General features: G+C 40.0%; 16 protein-coding genes. 3 read left to right on the top strand and 13 right to left on the bottom strand.

The features are described 5' to 3' along the window. Window positions 1-23: 23 nt before the first annotated feature. Entirely contained in the window at window positions 24-2828 is a 2805-nt protein-coding gene (locus tag B5G52_RS15915; protein ID WP_087533637.1) for a TonB-dependent receptor, read from the bottom strand. Between the two features lie 700 nt (window positions 2829-3528). Between B5G52_RS15915 and B5G52_RS15920 the strand changes: the two genes are divergently transcribed. Beyond that, on the top strand, window positions 3529-5154 hold the full coding sequence (locus tag B5G52_RS15920) for an alpha-glucosidase family protein (protein WP_087533638.1): 1626 nt from the start codon (window positions 3529-3531) through the stop codon (window positions 5152-5154). A gap of 103 nt (window positions 5155-5257) precedes the next feature. Here the strand turns inward: B5G52_RS15920 and B5G52_RS15925 are convergent, their stop codons facing one another. The 7 genes from B5G52_RS15925 to B5G52_RS15955 all read right to left on the bottom strand — a co-directional run bounded on the left by B5G52_RS15925 (window position 5258) and on the right by B5G52_RS15955 (window position 13911). After that, on the bottom strand, window positions 5258-5812 hold the full coding sequence (locus B5G52_RS15925) for a DUF1439 domain-containing protein (RefSeq protein WP_087533639.1): 555 nt from the start codon (window positions 5810-5812) through the stop codon (window positions 5258-5260). Window positions 5813-5875: 63 nt separating this feature from the next. Next, complete coding sequence (locus B5G52_RS15930; RefSeq protein ID WP_087533640.1) at window positions 5876-8557, bottom strand: DUF349 domain-containing protein; 2682 nt, start codon at window positions 8555-8557, stop codon at window positions 5876-5878. Continuing rightward, window positions 8547-8828: a YeaC family protein gene (locus B5G52_RS15935; RefSeq protein ID WP_087533641.1), complete on the bottom strand. Its 282-nt coding sequence runs from the start codon at window positions 8826-8828 to the stop codon at window positions 8547-8549. Before B5G52_RS15935 ends, B5G52_RS15930 begins: the two co-directional genes overlap by 11 nt. A gap of 1 nt (window position 8829) precedes the next feature. Then, window positions 8830-9156 carry a hypothetical protein gene (locus tag B5G52_RS15940; protein ID WP_087533642.1) on the bottom strand — a complete coding sequence of 109 codons (327 nt, stop codon included), beginning with the start codon at window positions 9154-9156 and terminating at the stop codon, window positions 8830-8832. Between the two features lie 149 nt (window positions 9157-9305). Continuing rightward, the gene (locus tag B5G52_RS15945) at window positions 9306-10820 is read right to left on the bottom strand and encodes a sodium:alanine symporter family protein (RefSeq protein WP_087533643.1); all 1515 of its coding nucleotides are present in this window, start codon (window positions 10818-10820) and stop codon (window positions 9306-9308) included. A gap of 307 nt (window positions 10821-11127) precedes the next feature. Next, window positions 11128-12258, bottom strand: a complete 1131-nt coding sequence (locus B5G52_RS15950; RefSeq protein ID WP_087533644.1) for a M14-type cytosolic carboxypeptidase — start codon at window positions 12256-12258, stop codon at window positions 11128-11130. Between the two features lie 210 nt (window positions 12259-12468). Beyond that, window positions 12469-13911 (bottom strand): glyceraldehyde-3-phosphate dehydrogenase, encoded by a 1443-nt coding sequence (locus B5G52_RS15955; RefSeq protein ID WP_087533645.1) that lies wholly within the window; start codon window positions 13909-13911, stop codon window positions 12469-12471. 177 nt (window positions 13912-14088) lie between these two features. On the opposite strand from B5G52_RS15955, the gene B5G52_RS15960 reads away from it, so the two are divergent. Beyond that, on the top strand, window positions 14089-14889 hold the full coding sequence (locus B5G52_RS15960; RefSeq protein ID WP_087533646.1) for a DUF2989 domain-containing protein: 801 nt from the start codon (window positions 14089-14091) through the stop codon (window positions 14887-14889). A gap of 46 nt (window positions 14890-14935) precedes the next feature. Here the strand turns inward: B5G52_RS15960 and ihfA are convergent, their stop codons facing one another. From ihfA to B5G52_RS15985, 5 genes are all read right to left on the bottom strand, one after another. Beyond that, window positions 14936-15235 carry an integration host factor subunit alpha gene (gene ihfA, locus B5G52_RS15965; protein WP_002960690.1) on the bottom strand — a complete coding sequence of 100 codons (300 nt, stop codon included), beginning with the start codon at window positions 15233-15235 and terminating at the stop codon, window positions 14936-14938. A 2-nt stretch (window positions 15236-15237) separates the two neighbouring features. After that, window positions 15238-17625 (bottom strand): phenylalanine--tRNA ligase subunit beta, encoded by a 2388-nt coding sequence (gene pheT, locus B5G52_RS15970; protein WP_087533647.1) that lies wholly within the window; start codon window positions 17623-17625, stop codon window positions 15238-15240. A 15-nt stretch (window positions 17626-17640) separates the two neighbouring features. Further along, a complete protein-coding gene (pheS, locus tag B5G52_RS15975; RefSeq protein WP_087533648.1) occupies window positions 17641-18621 on the bottom strand; it encodes a phenylalanine--tRNA ligase subunit alpha in 981 nt (326 codons plus the stop codon). Between the two features lie 143 nt (window positions 18622-18764). Next, window positions 18765-19475: a DnaA inactivator Hda gene (hda, locus tag B5G52_RS15980; RefSeq protein WP_176372566.1), complete on the bottom strand. Its 711-nt coding sequence runs from the start codon at window positions 19473-19475 to the stop codon at window positions 18765-18767. Next, on the bottom strand, window positions 19475-20530 hold the full coding sequence (locus B5G52_RS15985) for a DUF2066 domain-containing protein (RefSeq protein WP_087533649.1): 1056 nt from the start codon (window positions 20528-20530) through the stop codon (window positions 19475-19477). Before B5G52_RS15985 ends, hda begins: the two co-directional genes overlap by 1 nt. Before the next feature lie 223 nt (window positions 20531-20753). Between B5G52_RS15985 and B5G52_RS15990 the strand changes: the two genes are divergently transcribed. Next, a complete protein-coding gene (locus B5G52_RS15990) occupies window positions 20754-21377 on the top strand; it encodes a LysE family translocator (protein WP_087533650.1) in 624 nt (207 codons plus the stop codon). Window positions 21378-21839: the final 462 nt, after the last annotated feature.

Raw genomic sequence — 21839 nt, forward strand, 5'->3', positions numbered from 1 at the left:
GGGCTTTTCAACGCTAAAGATTATTATAGCTTGTAACTAAAGCCTAACAAGAACGTACGACCGTAGTCTTGGTAATCACGTACTTGCAGTGCATTGTCACCTTGTAAAGAAACAAATGGTTCTTCAGTAATATTCTGCACTTGGAACGTCACACTTAAACCGTCAAGGCTTTCTACAGCGCCTTCACTAAAGTCATAACCAATTTGCGCATCCCAAATCGTTTCGCCTTTAATATCAACTTGTGTTGTTTCAAAACCTGGGCCGTAAATATCACCCTTAAAATCACTGCGTTTACGCATGCTGGTACGTGCTTGGAAACCGCTACGCTCAAAGTACACTGTTAAGCTATCAATTTGATCTGATAAACCTGGTAGCTCAAATTCGTTACCTTTCTGATCTTTTAAGTCTTGCTCTACACCTGTGTGGCTAGCAATTAAACCAAAGCCATCAAGTGAGTCGCTAAACATGGTGAACGGTAAGGTTAATGAAAGCTCGTAACCCCACAAGTCACCACCACCACCATTCACTTTACCTGAACCTGTGGCAATTGGGTTTTCAGGGACTTCACCCGTAGATGGATTTGGCACTCCAGTTAAATCAGTTTCATAAGTACCGTCAAAAATCCATTTTGAAATATCTTTATAAAATAATGCTGCAGCGAAATAGCCTTCTTCATGAAAATAATTTTCATAGGTTAAATCTAGGCCTGTCGCTTCTTTTGGCTCTAAGTTTGGGTTACCGCCAGATATCGCCCAGTTATTACCATTCTCGTCTACCTGCTGTTTATATTCAGCAGTGACAGATCCATTCATCTCATCTAAGCGCGCACGAGAGATAGTTTTAGCTGCGCCAAAACGCACTGTTTGTTCTTCATCAATAGCAAATGATAAGTTAATACTAGGTAAAAAGTGATTATAGTCATGACTAATATCTGTAGGAGACACTATTACTTCACCATTCACGGTGTCTGCTGCATTACCTTGAGATGATTGCTTAGTCTCAACATAACGCACACCGATATTACCCGTTACAAGCGTTGAGCCAAACTCGGTATTGATATCAGCTTGAGCAAATAGCGCTATTACTTCTTCTTTTACTGTCCAAGAACGAGCTAGATGCTTTGAATCATTTAAGCTTTCTTGAAATAAACTGTAATAACCATCATTTACAAGCGCGTTAGTATCATAAGCAATCATGTCGCCCATACCGATAAAATCAAGGCTTGCTGAGCCCAAACGATACTGTTCAGGTACTGACACCATGCCAGGGTTTGATAATGAAAAGTCTTTTAGTGTCATAAAGTAACCTTCAGACAGTTTTGACTTTTCGCGATCTCGGTATGACATACCAAATGAAACACGGCTAATATAAGCGTTATCAAGTACTTTACTAGCTGCTAGCTTTAATGTGCTTAATTCATCATTGATCTCTGGCGCATTAATAAAGCCATCTTGTGCCTGGTTTTTATAACCAGAAATATCTTCACCATCTGCATCAACTAAACCATATTTTAGATTCAGAGGTTTGCTGGCTCCCCAAGATAATGGACCACCTAATTGAATCAAGTTAAAGTCACTGTAATCGAGCTCATGTGAAAACTGCGCGCCAGTATTACCATCATCAAAGGTATAGCCAATATTATCAGCTACGCCTCGATTATCGCCACGACCAGTACCAGAATAGCTTTCGATACTCCAAATTCTGCGCTCTACTTCAGAGCGGCTTACATCAAACTCTACAGACCAATCATCGTTAATGTCATATTTAGTATTAAAACCAAATTGCGTTAAATCTGCATCTCGCTCTTCATAGTCATTACGCACTACAACACGTTGACCTTGCGTTACAGCACTGGTGATAAAACCACTTTCAGGATCAACTACCACAGAGCTTGGATCTAATGCTCCTTGACCCCAGGCAAAAGGCACTTCAATACCACGAAGAATTTTTTCATCTGAAAAATCCACATATAAGGCATCAAATGTCATGTTTAAGCGATCTGTTGGTGCTGCTTCAATTACTAACATGGCTGAATCACGTTCAAGGGTTGATGAACGTACAAATGGCTTAGCACCGCCTAAGATAGAGTATGTCTCACCACTATCTTCTGTAAACTCAGGGTAGCCCCATGAGTTCCAACGTTTTTCTTGGTTAGGTGAACTCATTTTATTATACGCAAATGCCACACCGATGGTGTCGTCTGCAAATTGGTCAATATACGAAACTGTACCGCGGAAACCTTGATCATCGCCATCAGGGTTTAGCTTATCAAAACCTGTTTGCTCTAATTGACCATTAAACATGATCACACGCTCACCTTTACTTAACGGTTTTACGGTTTGCATGTCGATAACACCCGCAATACCCTCAGCATCTAGGCTAGCGCTTGGTGTTTTATATACGGTAACACCGTTCATTATTTCTGATGGGTAAAGGTCAAACTCAACACCACGGTTATCACCAATTGATACTTGCTCACGACCATTAAAAGTTGTTGCACTTTCGTTTTCGCTAAAACCACGAACACTTACGCGGCTTGCGCGGCCATCAAGGCGTTGTGCTGTTAGCCCTGGTAAACGTGCAATTGATTCAGCAATTGAAGAGTCTGGTAATTTACCTATATCTTCTGCAGAGATAGACTCAACCACTTCTGATGAAAAACGCTTTGTATTGATTGACTCTACTACGCTGCCACGAAAACCTTTAACTTCGATGACTTCAACGTCACTCTTTGCTGTTGCTTGCTCTTGTTGTGCGTATGAAGCGAAACTGCTAATACCTGCTGTTGCAAGTGCAATTGTTAATATACTTGGTTTGAACATAGACATGATGTTTTCCCGTTACCCATATTTTGTATTACTACCGTGATAACTAGCTTGTGATAGAAGCGATGTTATTCGTTAGCTGATTTTGTTGTCAGGATGGATATTAACGCTGGCTTTATTTTATTAACAACTTTATGCATACGTATTCAGGCTAATGCAAAAACAATCTATTTAACAAAGTTTTCACAAACAAAATGGCAACACCTTGTTTTTATAAGGATAAACAACAACAGTTATAGTGCAACTGATCAGTAAATTAATTTCACCAATCAGACCCCATGCATTTTCACTCTTTCAATCTGTAAGCATTTAATTTCAAACAAGCTTGCTAATATAGCGCACTAAAAATTGTAACTTTTTACAATAGGGAATTGGTAAGACCATTACAGGCGCGCACCAATAACTCGCAAACCCTTTTAAAGTCGCACCAAAATGAACAGAATAAAATGTTAATTTTTATCAAACTCTAATTGGTAAGGTTTTATGATGAGAGGATATTGTGTTGTTAAAGCGTATTTTGCTGTGCTGTATCTACCGCTTTCAAAATCTATTTATCATGCATACGTATGCAGGCTTTTTACAGTCCTCGGGCCTTCACGTATGCTTTTTAAAAAATAACGTGGCGAAGTAGTAGCCACATATAAGATTGACGTAATCACTACGACTAATGTGGTGAAGCAGCATTGTCACGATGGAGAAAAGCATGGCTCAGCAGCAATGGTATAAAGGTGCGGTTATTTATCAAGTTTACCCGCGCAGTTTTCAAGATACCAATGGCGATGGAATTGGTGATTTAAAAGGGATCATCTCTCGAATTGACTATATAAAAAGTCTCGGTGTTGATGCTATTTGGATCTCACCATTTTTTAAGTCCCCAATGAAAGACTTTGGCTATGATATTAGTGATTATCGTGACATTGACCCATTATTTGGTGATTTAAATGACTTTGATGAGTTAATTGCTCAAGCTCATCAACGTGATATTAAAATTATTATTGACCAAGTATTGAGCCACACATCAGACCAACATCAATGGTTTTTAGATAGCCGTGAAGACAAAACTAACGACAGATCTGACTGGTACGTATGGGCAGACTCAAAACCAGACGGTACACAACCAAATAATTGGTTAAGTATTTTTGGCGGCCCAGCTTGGCAGTGGGAGCCGCGTCGTGGTCAGTATTACTTACATAACTTTTTAACTGAACAACCTGATCTAAACTTTCATAACCCAGATGTTCGTAAAGCGGTTTTGGATAACGTAGAGTTTTGGCTTAAAAAAGGGGTAGACGGCTTTAGGTTAGATGCAATTAACTTTTGCTATCACGATTCACAACTACGCGACAACCCTGCTAAGCCACCTGAAAAACGCCAAGGCCGCGGCTTTAGTGAAGATAACCCGTATGCGTTTCAATATCATCACTACAATAACACGCAGCCTGAAAACATCAGCTTTATGCAGGATATTCGTGACTTACTTAATAAATATCCGGGCACGGTGTCGTTAGGTGAAATATCATCAGAAGACTCTCTCGCTACAATGGCGGAGTACACTTCAGGTGGTGATAAGCTACACATGGGTTACAGCTTTGAGCTGCTTACAAATGACTACAGCAGTGAATATATTCGCACAACAGTTGAAACATTAGAGAATAGAATGACTGAAGGCTGGCCATGCTGGGCGTTTAGCAATCACGACGTCGAACGTGTTGCGAGCCGCTGGAGCAGTGATAGCAGTATTAATCCAGCGCAATGTAAGATGCTCAGTGCCCTATTAGCTTCACTACGCGGCAGTGTTTGTATGTATCAAGGTGAAGAACTAGGACTTGGTGAAGCAAACGTTGCATTTGAGGACTTACAAGACCCATACGGCATTACCTTCTGGCCAAACTTTAAAGGCCGTGATGGCTGTCGTACTCCGATACCTTGGCATAATGATAACTGCGAACAAGCTGGGTTTTCTCAAGCGAAACCTTGGTTGCCTGTTGATGCGAATCATAAGAAGCAAGCAGTAGATGAACAAGATGCTAATTCCGACTCTATTTTAAATGCTTTTCGTGAATTTATGGCGTGGCGAAAAAACCAAGCTGTATTAGTTGAAGGTGACATTGAGTTTATCGATACAGCTGAGCCATTACTTGCCTTCTATCGTCGCTTTGAAGGTCAGACAATGCTATGTGTATTCAACTTAGCTGGCAGTAATGCATCTCTTACAATGAGAAATACAATAGTTAACACTCATGAGGAGCTCGCTCATCACACTGGCACTGTAACAGACAACACGTTAACCCTGCCCGGTTTTGGTTGTTTTTACGCAGATGTGAACTAGTTTAGCCCTTAGCAAAATTCCCCCTGGAATCAAAAAGCCCTGAACATCAGGGCTTTTTTGTAACTATGTGTTATTAGGGGGTTGTCGACCTGACTTGCGCCTATTATATACTCGGCACGAGTTTTATCGCACCTTGCTCAACTTTCATATCTAATGGCAGTTTACTTAATAATGCCACTTTGGGGTCATTCATATTAAGCGTATAAACAGGGTTGACTGCTAAAAAGCCATTAATAACTTTCATTGCTTCATCATCGAGTACACCTAAATTTCCTTTAAAGCCACCTGCGTCGATTGATGAATCCAGTAACTTTACATTACGTAAAAATACGGCCTTTTTCTCGCTGTCATAAAATGGCGCACCTTCTATCTGTAGCTTCAGACGCACAGGGTATTTAATAGCGAAGGCATTAATAATTGCACTTGAATCAGCACCCAGCACCACTACATCACGGTTGTCAGGGCCTACATTTACACTAAGGTCGTTGACATCAAATTGTACCGGCAACCCCATCAACTTAACTTGTTCACTGAGCTTTGGTAATTGCTGGTTAAGAACAGACTCTATTTCACTGTTTGTAAATGAATAAACAGACACACTATTGGTGGTATTGCATGCTGACAAAAATAAGCAGCTAATTAATAAAATATACTTCATGAAACTTCCTTTAAAAATAAAGCCACAAAATGCGACTTTATTATTGTTTAGTGTATTTATTTACTAAACACTAAAAACAGTTTTTAACCGCGTTAGTGTCTCAGCATCAACTGAACCTTCACTGAGCGCTAACAATTGTTTTAAATAAAAGTGTAAATCAGCCTGCTCACCGCGGTGTTTATCATCCAACATGGCAACTTGCTCAGCCATACGCTCACTACCTGCTGGGCTTGCTACATTGGCTAAAATTTCCATGCGGATAAGTAACTGTGCAACCGAAAGTGCTGTACTTGCATTGCCTTGCCATTGCGCCGGGATTGGCTGTTGGTTTTCAAGAGCGCTAAACAAAGCAGCAAAATCAGCTTTTGCTGCTTGCTCTGTCAACTGGGCTAACTTAGCATCAATATTGCTAAGCAATGTGCTCACTCTATTTGCCAGTTCTTTTGCATTAGGCAATGCAGTGACTTTTGTTTTTAAATCAAGCAACTGCGCTTTTTGATTGACCGCTCCAAGGGCATCTTCAAGTTCAGTTAATTGCTGAGCAATTATTGCATTGTCGGCATCTTGTTGTTCTTTATGTTGAGCGAACTCTTCACTGCGCTTAGCGAAGGTTAGGTCGTTAAATTGACGAAACTTTTGCCACAGCGCATTTTCAGCTTTAACACCCGCAAACCCCACTTTTTGCCACTGTTGCTGTAGCTCTTTAAGCTGCTGACACGCGCTGGCTAAATCGTCTGATTGGCTGAGTTGCTGTGCTTGCTCTACTAAGGCATTTTTAGCTGCGCTATTTGCTTTATGAAACGCATTAAGTGCATTAAATACAGCTTGTTGATGCGGTTTATACTGCTGTTGTAATGCGCGATACACCTTAGGCTCAACATTACCAGCGTTGCGCCATGCCTTGTTTATGCGGTTGTACTGGCTTTCATAGTCTTTCCATTCAAACCCATCAATGCTGGTATCTGTTTGTGCAAGTGCCTGCATTTGCACAATGACTGCTTCACGCTGTTGCTTAATTTGCTCACGTTGTTGCTCTAATTGCGCAAAATGCTCACGACATGGTGCAAACAATAGTTCAATTTTTTCATCAAACTCTTTTCCTTGAAGCTGCTCTTGCTCTGTGTCTAAACGGCCAAGCTCATTCCAACGACGACGTAAGGTTTTCACTTCGTTAGCACGTGCTTTTGCATCTGTACATGGTTGCTCGAGCTGTGCTGTAATCTCTGCTAGTAACTCTTCACGTTTAGGTGCAGATGCGTATTTTTGCCAATCGCGCGCATCGGCAAGCTGTTGCTCAAGTTCATCTTTAAGTTTATCTAATTGCTGAGCAAACGCAGGAGTAAGTGTGTCATACAGCTCAATAAAGCCTTTAAATACACCAAAAGCAACATTAAAGCGCCCTTGTTCAATTAAGCGTTTAACATCACGGCCTTTACGGCTCGCCTGTTGCTGGCTTTTTGTCAGTTGCGTGCTCAACGGCGCAACGGCTTCTTGCCAGGCTTGCTTCTTCGCCTTTAATTGCGCTTTAAAAGGGCCTTGTAATGACACTGGTAATTGCTTTAAAGGCGTATTTGCCGCTTTAAAAGCGTTATCAAAATCACTATTTAGTTGGTCAAATGTACTCTTATCAACCTCAGTAGGAATCGCATTTAGCGCATCAAAGGCAAGCTTAAAATCACTAATTGCTTGAGTTAATCGTGGTAATTGCGCAACTTGCTTAAACAACTGAGTCAGTTTACCTACTACTTGTGTTTTTTGCTCGCTATCACCTAGTTCACTTTGCGTAATAGCAACTTGAGCTTGTTCGACCTTTGCATCTAACCAGTCTTGTTGTATTTGCTCTGGAGTTTCTAAACCAAGCTGTAATGCATTCTCAATTTCTTCACTTAAAGCTTCGAGGTTAGCCAGCGCTAACACTTCATGTTGCTGTTGTATTAATAGAGCTTGCTGCTGCTCATACTGCGAATTAAGCTGCGCTAAATGCGCATCTAATTTTGCTGTGATTGATTGGTACTTTTCATCTAAAACAGCTACTTGTTCTGCATTTAGCCACTTTAGTTCTATTGCTTGCCACTGGGCGACTAACAGTTGGTTTTGCTGATTTACCTGTTCATAATCTTGTTTGTCACGTAATGCATTGAGCTTGGCTAAAATAACACGTGTTTCATTGTGTACTTGCACCGGCATTTCGACAGCTAAACGTTCATTTTCTAAATGTGTTTGTAAGGCTGTTTTAGCTTCACCCTGAGCATGTTTTACTAAGCTTTTAGCTAACTGTTGATTTATAACTAATTCAACTAGCTGCTGCTGTAGTTCATCAGCCCCTTCTTTAAAGGCTTTTTCAGTTAATTTAGGGTTCGCTAAACGCTTTAGTAATTTAACTCTTACTTGTAGCTCTTTTTCAGCAAAAGCGAGCTTTTCTAAAGTTTTAACCGGCGCAAAACGTTCTATGTATTCATTCTTTATATCTTTGGTAAGTGATTGCTCGTTATTTAAAACCGCATTAGAGATATGCTGTTCAGCTAAATCTTTTAAGCTTTGGTCTTGCTTATATGCTTTCCACCAAAGTACTAAATTATCTACTTTATTAAGTGCTTTTTTACGTATTTCGGCTGAATTATCATCCAGTGCCAGTGAACTTAAAATGGTTGCGTCACGCTCAACATCTAATTTTTCAATCGCCTCTAAACGAACTTGTTGTTTTGGGTGCTTCCATTTTGGGGTAAAAAGGTGTTTAAAGATCATGTTCACTAAACCTTGCTATTTCGTTATCTGCGGTGAATTCTTTTTGTAGTTGTGCTTTGGTTTTTTGTACCATTTCGCCATTTGAGCCAATGGTGAATTGCTCGTTCGACTGGGCTACTTTAGCTTGATAAAGCATAACCAGCTGTACAGTTTGCTCTTTTTGCTCGTCACTTAATACTGTGCCATCAGGCCATTTCCCTGTTGCAGCGCCGTACTGCAAACGTTCAAATAATTCAGGGGTAATGCTATTTACAAGATTGTCGATGTTCATGTCATTTTTTCTTCTTGAGTGTTACTAAAATAACGCGGTTAATTAAATACCAAATACAACCAATGCCAATCGCAGCGGTACATGCGTACCAATTGGCGCTTTTTGGCTCTGGCTGTAAGAAATATAAGCAGAAGAAACCACCTAAGAATATAAATAATGCGAAAAAGGAGTGGTTCATAAACATTTGCTGTTTTTGAATGCGTTTTTCACGCGCTAATTGCTGGCGTTGCTCGTCGTTAAGCTCTGCCACATTATTTTCACAGTGAGGGCACTGCTTATGTTTATCTGATATCGACTTATTACAATTAGGACAACTAACAATCGCCATACATCTCTCCATACTTCGCATAAAAAAAGCGCCTTGCGGCGCTCTTTATTGTACGTGTTTTATTAGTCGATGTCTTTTTTGAATTTCACTCAATTGTGAAGATTCGAAAAAAATGCAAGCCGCACAGTGATATCAACAAATTAAATACATTAGTCTGCTAGATTGCTTTTTTCTTTTCTCTTTTGTTCTAAGCGTTTTTCCCAGAAAGTCGCATTTTTAATGCCTAATTTAATGGGGTCAAATATAATTTCACCACCGGCTTTCTTTTGTTCTTCGTAATCGCGTAAACAGTTCAGAGCAGGCTTAGCAACAAAGAAAATAGCCAATATCCCGACAATATTGATCCAAGCCATCAAACCCACACCGATATCACCAATGCTCCAGATATAACCAGAATTATTAACCATACCGTATGCCACCATAAACATAATAACCAACTTAACGATTAAAAGTGGGATGCTGCCTTTAAAATAGCGATTTAAGTAAGCCACATTGGTTTCTGCTATGTAGTAATACGCAAGTATTGTTGTAAATGCGAAGAAGAACAAAGCAACACCAACAAAGGCCTCACCAAAACCACCAAATACACTAAATAAAGCCATTTGAGTGAATGCAGCTGAGCCAACTTCAGTTGCAGCATCAACATTTTGTACAATAAATTGCCCTGCAGGTAGTTCACCAACAACATTATATTGTTGAGTAATTAATATCATTAATGCAGTCGCTGTACATACAAATATAGTATCTACATACACAGAAAAAGCTTGTACTAAGCCTTGCTGTGCTGGGTGTTCAACTTCTGCAGCAGCCGCTGCATGCGGGCCTGTACCTTGACCTGCTTCGTTAGAGTAAATACCACGTTTTACACCCCAACCTATCGCAGCACCAAAACCAGCTTGTGCAGTGAATGCATCCGAAATAATTAATGAGAAGATACCCGGTACTTTATCCACGTTTAAAAATACAACGATCAACGCTAATACAATGTAACCAAGCGCCATAAATGGCACAACTATTTGGGTAAAGTTTGCAATACGCTTAATGCCACCAAAAATAATAAAGGCTAACACAATTAAAATAATGGCTAATGCTACAAGCTTAAATGTACCAACTTCACCAAAACTCGTTGTTACCATTTCACCATTACCAAACACTTGGGTAAACGCGTTACCAACGGCATTGGCTTGAACACCAGGTAAAAATACTCCACAGGCAATGATTGCAGAAACAGCAAATAGAATACCTAACCACTTTTGCTCTAGACAACGATCAAAATAATAAGCTGGGCCACCACGATATTGGCCGTCTTCTTCTGTTTTATAAATTTGCCCTAATGTAGACTCTGCATAAGCAGTACTCGCACCTAAAAATGCAACAATCCACATCCAAAAAATGGCACCTGGACCACCAAAGCCAATAGCAGCAGCCACACCGGCAATGTTACCTACACCTACACGGCCAGATAACGATACAGCTAGCGCTTGAAAAGATGAAATACCCGTAGTGGAACGGTTAGAAGTGAGTAACAGTTTACACATTTCTTTAAAGTGTCTAACTTGCGCAAAGCGAGTTAAAATTGAATAAAATAGACCTGCGCCTAGGCATAAGTATATGAGTGCGCTACTCCAAACCACGTCATTAACGGCACTTACAAAAGCTTCCATGGATATCCTCTATAATTATATTTTTTATTTTTAGTTACGATACTCTGCTTCAGTTACTCAGAATGCGCGACGAATATAAAACTAATTTTCATTGTTTTTGCATATTAACTTAAACCAACCAGTTTAGTTAACACTTAATTTTCATAATTACTAATTTATTCAACTATCCGCACAGACTCTATAAAATATTATTAAACTTTTTTGTTTTACATTTGAACAACTAAAGAGTTTCCTACTGAATTTATAATAAAGTTATCGCTCATATTGTAATGGGCATCAGCCTTAGCCAATACCCATAACTTAGGTCTTATCTAAGCTTATCAACCACATTAACAATTGCTGCTAACGTATCTTGACCAAACTGATAAGAGCGGCGATCAGACCAGCCATAATCTGGATCCGGTAAGCCATCATTATCTTTAAATGGCATTTCAACGGTGTAAGCAAGTGCATTAAACTCCTGTGCAACCGCAGAAGAGCCAACCGTTAAGTTAGCTTGACCAGGTTCGTCTTTATCATAGCCATGAACATCCTGAAATTCAGGTGTTACGATATGCATTGCTGCTTTAAAGCTATCTTCTAAACCTTTTAAGCGTTCGTCATAACATGGGATACCTTCGCTACCAGCAAAGAAGTTATACGGGATAGCTTCATCACCGTGGATATCTAAATGCATGTCTAAACCTGTTTCACGCATTTTATTAAGCACTAAGTACACTTCAGGGCTATTTTCCATACTTGGTGTCTGCCATTCACGATTTAAGTTAACCCCTTTAGCATTAGTACGTAAGTGTCCACGAGCACTGCCATCTGGGTTCATGTTTGGCACTATATAGAATACTGCTTTTGAAAGTAACGCCGCTGCGTGTGGGTCTTCGTCATCGAGTAGCTTATGTAATACGCCTTCAACAAACCATTCAGCCATGGTTTCGCCAGGGTGTTGACGTGCGGTGATCCAAATTGTTTTTTTGTTCTCATCGCTATCACCACCAATGCGTAATACACTCATATCACGGCCGTCGAGTGTTTCACCTAAAGTTTCTAGCTGGCATGCTTCTTGGCTTTGTGCCCACGTAATTAAGTCAAGGTGGCGCTCGTAACTGTAAGGTGCAAAGTAAGCAAAATATACCGTGCCGCATTCAGGCTCAATCTCAAAGCTTAATGTGCCCTCTTCGTAGTTTGACGGCACACGAAACCATGTTTGACGGTCATAAGATGCAACGGCATGGTACCCTACCCAGCCATCTGGGTAAGCTGAGTTTTCAAGATTATTAATGTGTAGTTTATGATTTTGAAAAGGGGTGGTCTCGAGACGGAAATGAAACCATTGGAAAAAATCAGACTCGTGATCTTTGTTGATCTCAAGCTGTATGTTTAATGGATCAGTGGCTTCAATAACATTGATGTTACCACTGTCAAAATTACTGGTGATTTTCATCTAAAATAAACCTTTAGGTTAAAAATAACTCCTAACAGTCAGTCGCTTGTCAGTTAGAAATTAAGCAACACCCCATTGCAAGGGATGCTTTGTTAGTAAAATGTAGCAAACTAGAAACAGCCTACCACACGCTTAGAGATTTGGAAAAAGTTCACGATTAAAAAAGCCAGCATTCGCTGGCTTTTTGTAAATATTTATAGCTATTACAGATTAACGTGGCAAGCTTGGGAATGAAACCTCAGCCATATCACGCATACAACGCACAACCTGACAGCTATAGCCAAATTCATTATCGTACCAAACATAAAGTACAACACGGTTGCCATCAACAATTGTCGCTTGTGAATCAACAACACCGGCGTAACGGCTACCGACTAAGTCAGTTGATACGATTTCTGTAGAGGCGGTGTAATCAATTTGGTCGCGTAAATCAGAATGCAGGGCAGCATCACGTAAGAAAGAGTTTAACTCTTCTACTGAGGTGCCTTTTGCTAAGTTCAGATTCAAAATGGCTAAAGATACATTTGGCGTCGGAACACGGATAGCATTACCTGTCAGCTTACCTTCAAGTTCTGGTAGCGCTTTTGATACTGCTTTCGCAGCGCCGGTTTCGGTGATTACCATGTTAAGTGCAGCGGCACGGCCACGACGCTCAGCTTTATGATAGTTATCAATCAAATTTTGGTCATTGGTATAAGAATGCACCGTTTCAACATGACCGTTGTTAATACCAAACTTATCGTTTAATGCTTTAAGTGTTGGTGTAATTGCGTTTGTCGTACAGCTTGCCGCACACACAATCTTATCTTCAGGTAGGATATCTTGGTTATTTACACCATAAACGATATTTTTGATATTACCTTTTGCAGGGGCTGTTAATAATACTTTTGCAGCACCTTTTGACTCTAGGTGTTGACCAAGGCCTGCTTCATCTTTCCAGATACCCGTGTTATCAACAACTAATGCATTTTCAATACCGTAAGCTGTGTAATCCACTTCACTTGGCGAGTTAGCATAGATAACTTGGATGTAGCTACCATTTGCTTTAATTGCATTACGCTCTTTATCAATGGTGATAGAGCCATTGAATGGTCCATGAATTGAATCACGACGTAAAAGGCTTGCACGTTTTTCAAGGTCACCCTCTTTACCACCACGCACAACAATTGCACGTAAGCGTAAGTCAGCATACGGGCCTGATTTTTCGATTAGCAAACGCGCTAATAAACGGCCAATACGGCCAAAACCATATAGTACGACATCACGAGGCTCTTTTGCTTTTGAGTTAATGATTTCAGCTAATTCATCATTTAGATAATCTTCAATTGAACGACCTTTAGCAGCATCGTTAAATAAATAACCATAAGCAAGTTTACCAATATCAATACGTGCTGAGTTTAAATCCATTTTGCTGATGGCTTCTAAAAACGGGAAGCTTTCGCGTAAACGTAATTTAGTACCTTCAAACTGCGCCACTGTTTTATGAGATTTAATGATATCAATGGTGCTCGCATTAACAAGCGGACGACCATACACTGCAATTTCAACACCGCGACTACGGTAAAGTTTACCAATAATCGGTTGCATGCTTTCTGCGTAATCTTGGCGCTCTTGCCAGCTATTTGTATATTCTAACTCGTGAGATGAGGTCATGTTTTTTACCTAATTAAACAATTTTTGAACGGATAACCATAATGCGAATTAAGCATGTGAGAGCAATTCGCCACTATGGGCATGGCTATTCTAATTTAAACTCACTTTATTCTCCACTGTTACAGAGCAATTCATTGCGTTAGAATAAATAAGAAATTATTACTGTGGGATTGAGGGATGTTGCTCAGGGCAAGTTTATTATTGAGTTTATTAGTACTAACCGGGTGTGAAGAGCCGCTTACGCAAGCAAAGGTGTGTAAAGAAACCCCTGGGTTATGTAACGATTTAAACAAAGACAGTCATTGTAAGAAACAACGCGCGGATGTGATCATGGCACGTTACCATGAATATAAACAACCCACTGAAGAAAACAAATACTTGCTACTACAAGGCTTTGAACAGTACAGTCAATGCGTATCACTTGCGGCAAAAATTGAACACATCAAACTCAAAGAAAAAACCACCTCCCGTGTTGAAGGTCATTTAACAAGCATTAAAGAGATGACACGAATTTATCAAGATACTAAGGGCACTAATCACCCTGGGTTACTTTATTATCATTGGTCTCGCAATAATGATCAGTCTGCATTGACTAAACTTTTAGCACTTGAAGATGATCCAAGTGTAACGCAAGATGCACAGATGCAATTTTTCTTAGCATCTTACTACATTAAGTTTGATGAAGAAAAAACCATTGATTTACTCTACAAAACGTTGGAGCTCAATGAATCACAACAGACTCCAAATCCTGAAGTGTATACAACCTTAGTGAGTTTATTTAACAAACACGAAAAATATAAACACGCATATACCTTTGCCCGCGTCGCTCAATTATCAGGCATTACAAATATTGATATTTTACCAATTGAGCACAAGATAACGGCCACTGGTAAAAGTTTAAACAGTTTAGAGACATTGGCGCAGCAAACCTACGACAGCATTCAAAGCGGCCAATTTGTATCACCACGAGGGTTTTAATATCTCACCAGTTAGAAAAGAAAAAGGCAGCTTACGCTGCCTTTTTTTATTTTGCTTTGCTAGTGCCTACTTCGACACGAGTCTTTAATTTCTGACCCGGTCTAAAAGTGACCACTCGACGCGCCGAAATAGGAATATCTTCTCCTGTTTTCGGATTACGTCCTGGCCTTTCTTTTTTGTCACGAAGATCAAAGTTACCAAATCCAGAGAGCTTAACCTGCTCGCCTTTTTCAAGCGCTGAGCGGATTTCTTCAAAAAACGCTTCAACTAAATCTTTGGCATCTTTTTTATTGATCCCGAGTTTTTCAAATAGGTGTTCAGCTATGTCGGCTTTAGTAAGCGCCATATCTAGTCCCTCAACGATGCATTAAACTGTTCGGCCAGTGCGGCCACCACGTTATCAACTACCTGATTGATATCTTTCTCTTCGAGTGTTCTATCAACCGCCTGCAGTGTTAGAGCAATCGCCAAACTCTTATAATTTGGCTCAATACCTTTGCCCTTATACACATCGAATAAGTTTAGGTCAACCAATTGATTTCCGCCAACTTTTTCTATCACTGATAAAATGTCGCCAGATTTCACCTGATCTTCCACTAAAATAGCGATGTCGCGGCGGTTTGAAGGGAACTTAGATACCCCTACAGCTTCAGGTAAATTTCTTTTTTCAATTGCTGACATTTCAATTTCAAATACATAAGCCGCATTATTAATATCTAGCGATTTTTGTACTTGCGGGTGAATGGCACCAAAGAAACCTACTTTTTTGCCATCAACGTAGATAGCAGCAGATTGACCTGGGTGTAAACCATCAGATTGCTCTGCTTTGATCTCAAAACGATTTATATCATTAGTTAATGAAAGTAATGCTTCAACATCACCTTTTAAATCATAAAAATCAACATTACGCTTTTCTTCAACCCAATGCTCACCATGAGCAAGGCCCGTAATAACACCACCAATAACTGCCACTTGGTTAACGCCGTTTTCTGCGTTTTCATCACGTAAGAATTTAAGACCATGTTCGAATAAACGAATACGAGGCTGCTGACGGTTTTGGTTATAAACCAATGATGCTAATAATCCTGGCATTAAGCTTACACGCATTGCTGACATATCACTTGAGATCGGATGCGGTAAGATAAGTGCATCGCTGTCTGGGTGCAAAATAGTTTGTGCTTTTGGATCAACAAAACTGTAAGTAATGGCTTCTTGATAACCACGTGTAACAAGTGCATTGCGAAATTTATTCACGGCAATGGTGGCTTCATTATGCGTTGTCATTTTCAATTTAGCTGTAGGCGCTACATTTGGAATACTGTTGTAACCAAATACACGCGCTACTTCTTCAATTAAATCTTCTTCGATACGAATATCAAAGCGGTAGCTTGGTACATCAGCACTCCACACACCATCAACAATTTTCACATCAAGACCTAAGCGCGTTAGGATATCCGTTACTTTTTCATCAGCAATGTGATGGCCTATTACGCGGTCTAGACGTTCACGGCGTAGGCGTACTTCTGTTACTTTTGGTAACTTGTCTTTAGCAACGGCTTCAACAACTGGGCCGGCCTCACCACCTACAATATCAAGTAATAATGCAGTCGCACGTTCCATAGCATCATGTTGCAGTGCAAAATCAACACCACGCTCATAGCGGTGTGATGCATCCGTATGTAGGCCGTAGCTACGAGCTTGACCTGCAATTGCAATTGGGTTGAAAAATGCGCTTTCTAATAAAATATCAGCGGTTTTTTCTGTTACACCTGATTGCTCGCCACCAAAAATACCGGCAATTGCTAACGCTTTATTGTGATCGGCAATAACCAAAGTTGATTCGTTAAGTTTTGCTGTGTTGCCATCAAGAAGAACAAGTTCTTCACCTGCATTTGCACTGCGAACTTTAATACCGCCTTCAATCGCATTTAAGTCAAATGCATGCATTGGATGGCCTAGCTCAAGCAACACAAAATTAGTTACATCAACCACAGGGTCGATTGAACGAATACCACTACGACGTAGTTTTTCTACCATCCAAAGCGGCGTTTCTGCATCAAGGTTAATGCCTTTAATCACGCGGCCTAAATAACGAGGACAGGCATCTTCGTTAACTAATTCAATTGATACTTTATCGTCAATTGTGGCTTTAACTGCTGGAATTTCTAGCGCTTTAACATCAATACTGTTAAGCACACCGACTTCACGGGCAATCCCTTTAATACCAAGGCAGTCACCACGGTTAGGGGTTAAATCAACATCAATGATATTGTCATCAAGGCCTAAATATTCACGTAAATCAGTGCCTACAGGCGCATCTAATGGCAATTCCATAATGCCATCGCCTTCTTCACTAATACCTAGCTCAACAAACGCACATAACATGCCGTGAGATGGTTGGCCACGAAGCTTGGCTTTCTTAATTTTAAAGTCGCCCGGTAATACTGCACCTACAGTTGCTACTGCAACCTTAATACCTTGACGACAATTTGGTGCGCCACACACAATATCAAGTAGCTCATCGCCACCAACATTGATTTTTGTTACACGTAATTTGTCTGCATCAGGATGTTGACCACATTCAACAACTTCACCAACCACAACACCGTTAAACTCGTCAGCCGCTGGCTCTACAGCATCAACTTCAAGGCCAGCCATCGATAACTGTTCCGAAAGAGCCTGCGTGTCAATTGCAGGATTTACCCACTCTCTTAACCACTTTTCACTAAATTTCATTTTATATCTTCACTCTTAACGGAACTGGTTTAGGAATTTTAAATCGTTTTCGAAAAACGCACGTAAGTCATTTACGCCATAGCGCAACATAGTTAAACGCTCTACACCCATACCAAAGGCAAAACCGGTGTATTTTTCAGGATCAATACCCACTGATTTAAGTACATTAGGGTGAACCATGCCACAACCTAATACCTCTAACCATTTACCATTTTTACCCATCACATCTACTTCAGCTGACGGTTCAGTAAATGGGAAGTAAGATGGACGGAAACGAATCTCCATGTCTTCTTCAAAGAAGTTACGCAAGAAATCGTGCAAAATACCTTTAAGCTCTGTGAAACTTACATCTGTATCGACCATTAGGCCTTCAACCTGATGGAACATTGGTGTGTGTGTTTGGTCATAATCATTACGATAAACACGACCCGGAGAAATAATTCTAAGTGGCGGCTGTTCGGTTTCCATAGTACGTATTTGTACACCACTTGTTTGGGTACGTAACACAAGCTTTGGATTAAAATAGAAGGTATCGTGATCTGCACGCGCTGGATGATGCTCAGGAATATTTAGCGCATCGAAGTTATGAAAATCATCTTCAACTTCAGGGCCAGATTTAACAGCAAAGCCTAATTCACCAAAAAAGCTTTCAATACGCTCAATTGTACGTGTCACTGGGTGAAGGCCACCAGTAGGCATAACGCGTCCTGGTAATGTTACATCAATTGTTTCTGCGGCAAGTTTTTCTTCAAGTGCTTTGCTAGCAAGTAATTCGCGTTTTTCGTTAATCGCGACTTGTACATCTTGTTTTGCTTGATTGATAACTTGACCGGCTTCTTTACGCTCTTCAGGCGCAATTTTACCAAGCGTTTTTAATAAACTGGTGATTTCGCCCTTTTTACCAAGATAATTAACCCTGATATCTTCAAGCTGCGCGATTTCATTGGCACTGGCAACTGCCTCAAGTGCTTGCGCTAATATATTTTCTAAGTTCATTCGGTACCTGATCTTTCACAGAAGGTGATTACAATTTTGTTGACTAATGATAACTGAAAGCAAGGACTAGATTCTAGGCTTTATACTAATCTTATTGAATTCTTTCTAAATAACATGCGTCTAAAAGCGAGGAAATACGTTTTTTACAACTTTAATGCAGACTTTATAAAAGGAATAGTGAGTTTTCGTTGCGCAGCCATAGACGCATGGTCAAGCTTATCCAGCACATCTAATAGCGCTCTCATGTCACGGCTTAGGCGGGTTAATAAAAAACGAGCACATTCATCACTAAGTTCAAGTCCTCGCATATTTGCACGTTTTACTAACGCTTCAGCCTTATCATCATCACTCATTGAACGAATCTGAAACGTCGTTCCCCATTTCAGCCGAGAAACCAAATCCGGCAGTGTGATATTAAGCATATCAGGGAGTAAATCCGCGGTGACCACTAGACACTTACCAGGTTCGTTAAAACGGTTAAAGAAGTTAAATAATGCTTTTTCCCAAGCATCATTACCCGCAACTAAGTGCACGTCATCTATACACAATACATCTAATGCGTCTAAGCCATCTAGCACCATAGGGCCAAAATCAATTACTTCACGCATTGACAGCAACATAGTTGATAAACCACGTTCTTGCGCATGAATACAGGTAGCATATAATAAATGAGATTTACCAGAATCACCTAGCCCACACAAATAAGTATATTGAAACGTGGTCGCAAGGCTTTTAAAGGCATTTTTTAAGTGGCTTACTTCCAAGGAGTTCTCACCACCAAAATACGATGCAAACGTTTCATCGTCAGGCAGTGTAACTGGAAGCGCCATTTGCACCGGCTCTAATGCCTGCATTATAAGCCGACCCATTGATAATCAAGATCATTCTCAGAAGCAACCTGATAAAAAGCTCTAGGATCAACAAACGCTTCAAATGTACGGTCTAACTCCAACGCTTTTTTAAAGTCACTTAAAGAACCAGTGTGATTAACTTCAAAGTAAATCGTTTGGCTATCACGTGAACGGATTACTACTTTTGTAACCACACTTAAACTTTCCAATCGTCTTTTTGCAAGTTCAATATCAACAAAACTTTGCGTGCCTTTAAGTTTAAAGATTGCTTGAGCAAGTTGCCCTGAAGAATTTGGATCGACAGCATACTCAGCGGCAAGCCCTGCTGCTAAGCTATCTATCATTAAAGCAATGGTTTGTTGCTTATCGCCCGTTAAACGATTTGCTTCAAATAAGTCATCGTTTGTAAAACGCCAATCAAGTACCCAGTTTTCGCTATCTTGCTGCGTATATAAACGTGCAGTAATACTTCGCTCCGCTCTGTATCTGCTTGATGCTTGTTCTACTGGCTCAGAAAAATTACCCCACACTTCAGGGATACCAACGAGTGCTCTGTCTTGTAGATCAAGTAACGGGACAACAACAGGTAACCCACGGCGAGCGGCAGTGTCGTAAATAAGCTGTTCAAGTTGCGGGTAACTTTCTTGGGTTACAAGCTCTCGCCGCCAGTTATCTTCGATTGCTAACCAGATTGCAACTAAAGGTCTACGTGTTCCCCATAGTGGCAGGTTAAGCTCCTTAATCAAGGCATTAATTTTATTAGCTTCAAATTTTACAACAAGTTGAAGTGTGCCGTCTGTTTTCTCATCATACTCAAATTTAAGCATATAATCAGAGATATCTTTACTACGCCGTTTAGCAAGCGGGTTTTGATCTGCATACGGATCACCACTTACCTTTACCAAAACGTTTAATAGTGCAGCACGACTTGCCGTTAAACGTGCATCTCGGGATTTATCTTCAACCTTAAGTATATCTTGATATAAATCAGTAACTTCAACAGCTTTAATCGAATAGCTGAAGAATATAGCAGTAAGTAAAATTAATAATCTAGACACAGGCCATTAGTTCTTGGTTTTAAACTAATTTGATCCTAATTCAAAGCACCGCACAAAGCAAAAATATATTCAAAATACCAAGCTATTTAATGCTACTAGCCAAAAGATGTCGCACTGCTGCTTTGCTGCTTTATATTTTTTGCTATAAACATAGCCGATTTCTTGGTTTAGAGCGCAAGATCTTGATATTGTCATGTCCAGATAATTTTCAGTGGATAACTTGATGTTTGATTTAGCAATACTGGCGGCATTTATACCAACATTCTTTTTTGTTTCAATCACACCCGGTATGTGTATGACACTAGCAATGACACTCGGTATGAGTATTGGCGTCAGACGGACTATGTGGATGATGCTAGGTGAGTTACTTGGTGTAGCCCTAGTAGCTATAGCTGCCGTATTAGGCGTGGCAAGTATCATGTTAAATTACCCGCAGGCATTTTCAATCGTAAAATGGGCCGGCGGCGCATATTTAGTCTTTATAGGCATTAGCATGTGGCGCGATGAGGCTAAACTCAATCTAGATAATCATCAAAAGAGTAAAATAAGTCGCAAAACATTATTTAGCCAAGGGTTGGTGACTGCTATGGCTAACCCCAAAGGTTGGGCTTTTATGATCTCGTTACTGCCCCCTTTTATTAACATTGACTATGCTATTGCTCCTCAACTGAGTATTTTGGTTGCTATAATACTTGTTAGTGAATTTGTTTGTATGATGGCCTATGCAACGGGTGGTAAAAGTTTACGCTTATTTTTAAACCGCGGCGATAATATCAAATGGATGAACGCAATCGCTGGCAGCTTAATGATAGCAGTAGGTGTCTGGTTGGCTATTGGATTACATTAAAAAGACAACTAGGAATGTGAGCATGTAGATAAACATCAAACTAAAATATCACTGACATATGTATAACCCGTGCTGAAGGCACATTAATAAATCACAACTGCATTATAAAAAGAATTTTAATAACAAAAAACATACAAAACTTAAAAGTTAATTTCATTTTATTATAAGCCGAATAGATCTATACCCAAACCATCTCAAGATACGAGCCTCAGTTGGAGTTAAAAGCGATTTAGGCAAGGCATTGATTGCAAATAATAGTGGTTCTATTGTTAAAATCAATAACGCAGTATTAATCGCTTTTAAACCAACCCGTAGGGCGTTTCACAGGAACTTACTCTCATCGTTATTACTTCTTAAAAGGGACTACCATTCTTGCAAAATAACGCCTTGATATTAAGCCCCTGTGAAACGCTGAATTCTGTATTTTGAGTTGGTTTGGGTATATCTTATACCCAAACTTTA

This window comes from Pseudoalteromonas sp. A601 (genome assembly GCF_002165575.1).
GTDB lineage: Bacteria > Pseudomonadota > Gammaproteobacteria > Enterobacterales > Alteromonadaceae > Pseudoalteromonas.

What these genes read in the sequence shown, in the direction of transcription:
- B5G52_RS15935 (WP_087533641.1), bottom strand. Translation starts at nt 8,828, where the DNA reads ATGAACATCGACAATCTTGTAAATAGCATTACCCCTGAATTATTTGAA.
- B5G52_RS15920 (WP_087533638.1), top strand. Translation starts at nt 3,529, where the DNA reads ATGGCTCAGCAGCAATGGTATAAAGGTGCGGTTATTTATCAAGTTTAC.
- B5G52_RS15990 (WP_087533650.1), top strand. Translation starts at nt 20,754, where the DNA reads ATGTTTGATTTAGCAATACTGGCGGCATTTATACCAACATTCTTTTTT.
- hda (WP_176372566.1), bottom strand. Translation starts at nt 19,475, where the DNA reads ATGCAGGCATTAGAGCCGGTGCAAATGGCGCTTCCAGTTACACTGCCT.
- pheT (WP_087533647.1), bottom strand. Translation starts at nt 17,625, where the DNA reads ATGAAATTTAGTGAAAAGTGGTTAAGAGAGTGGGTAAATCCTGCAATT.
- B5G52_RS15915 (WP_087533637.1), bottom strand. Translation starts at nt 2,828, where the DNA reads ATGTCTATGTTCAAACCAAGTATATTAACAATTGCACTTGCAACAGCA.
- B5G52_RS15955 (WP_087533645.1), bottom strand. Translation starts at nt 13,911, where the DNA reads ATGACCTCATCTCACGAGTTAGAATATACAAATAGCTGGCAAGAGCGC.
- B5G52_RS15940 (WP_087533642.1), bottom strand. Translation starts at nt 9,156, where the DNA reads ATGGCGATTGTTAGTTGTCCTAATTGTAATAAGTCGATATCAGATAAA.
- ihfA (WP_002960690.1), bottom strand. Translation starts at nt 15,235, where the DNA reads ATGGCGCTTACTAAAGCCGACATAGCTGAACACCTATTTGAAAAACTC.
- B5G52_RS15925 (WP_087533639.1), bottom strand. Translation starts at nt 5,812, where the DNA reads ATGAAGTATATTTTATTAATTAGCTGCTTATTTTTGTCAGCATGCAAT.
- pheS (WP_087533648.1), bottom strand. Translation starts at nt 18,621, where the DNA reads ATGAACTTAGAAAATATATTAGCGCAAGCACTTGAGGCAGTTGCCAGT.
- B5G52_RS15945 (WP_087533643.1), bottom strand. Translation starts at nt 10,820, where the DNA reads ATGGAAGCTTTTGTAAGTGCCGTTAATGACGTGGTTTGGAGTAGCGCA.
- B5G52_RS15950 (WP_087533644.1), bottom strand. Translation starts at nt 12,258, where the DNA reads ATGAAAATCACCAGTAATTTTGACAGTGGTAACATCAATGTTATTGAA.
- B5G52_RS15930 (WP_087533640.1), bottom strand. Translation starts at nt 8,557, where the DNA reads ATGATCTTTAAACACCTTTTTACCCCAAAATGGAAGCACCCAAAACAA.
- B5G52_RS15960 (WP_087533646.1), top strand. Translation starts at nt 14,089, where the DNA reads ATGTTGCTCAGGGCAAGTTTATTATTGAGTTTATTAGTACTAACCGGG.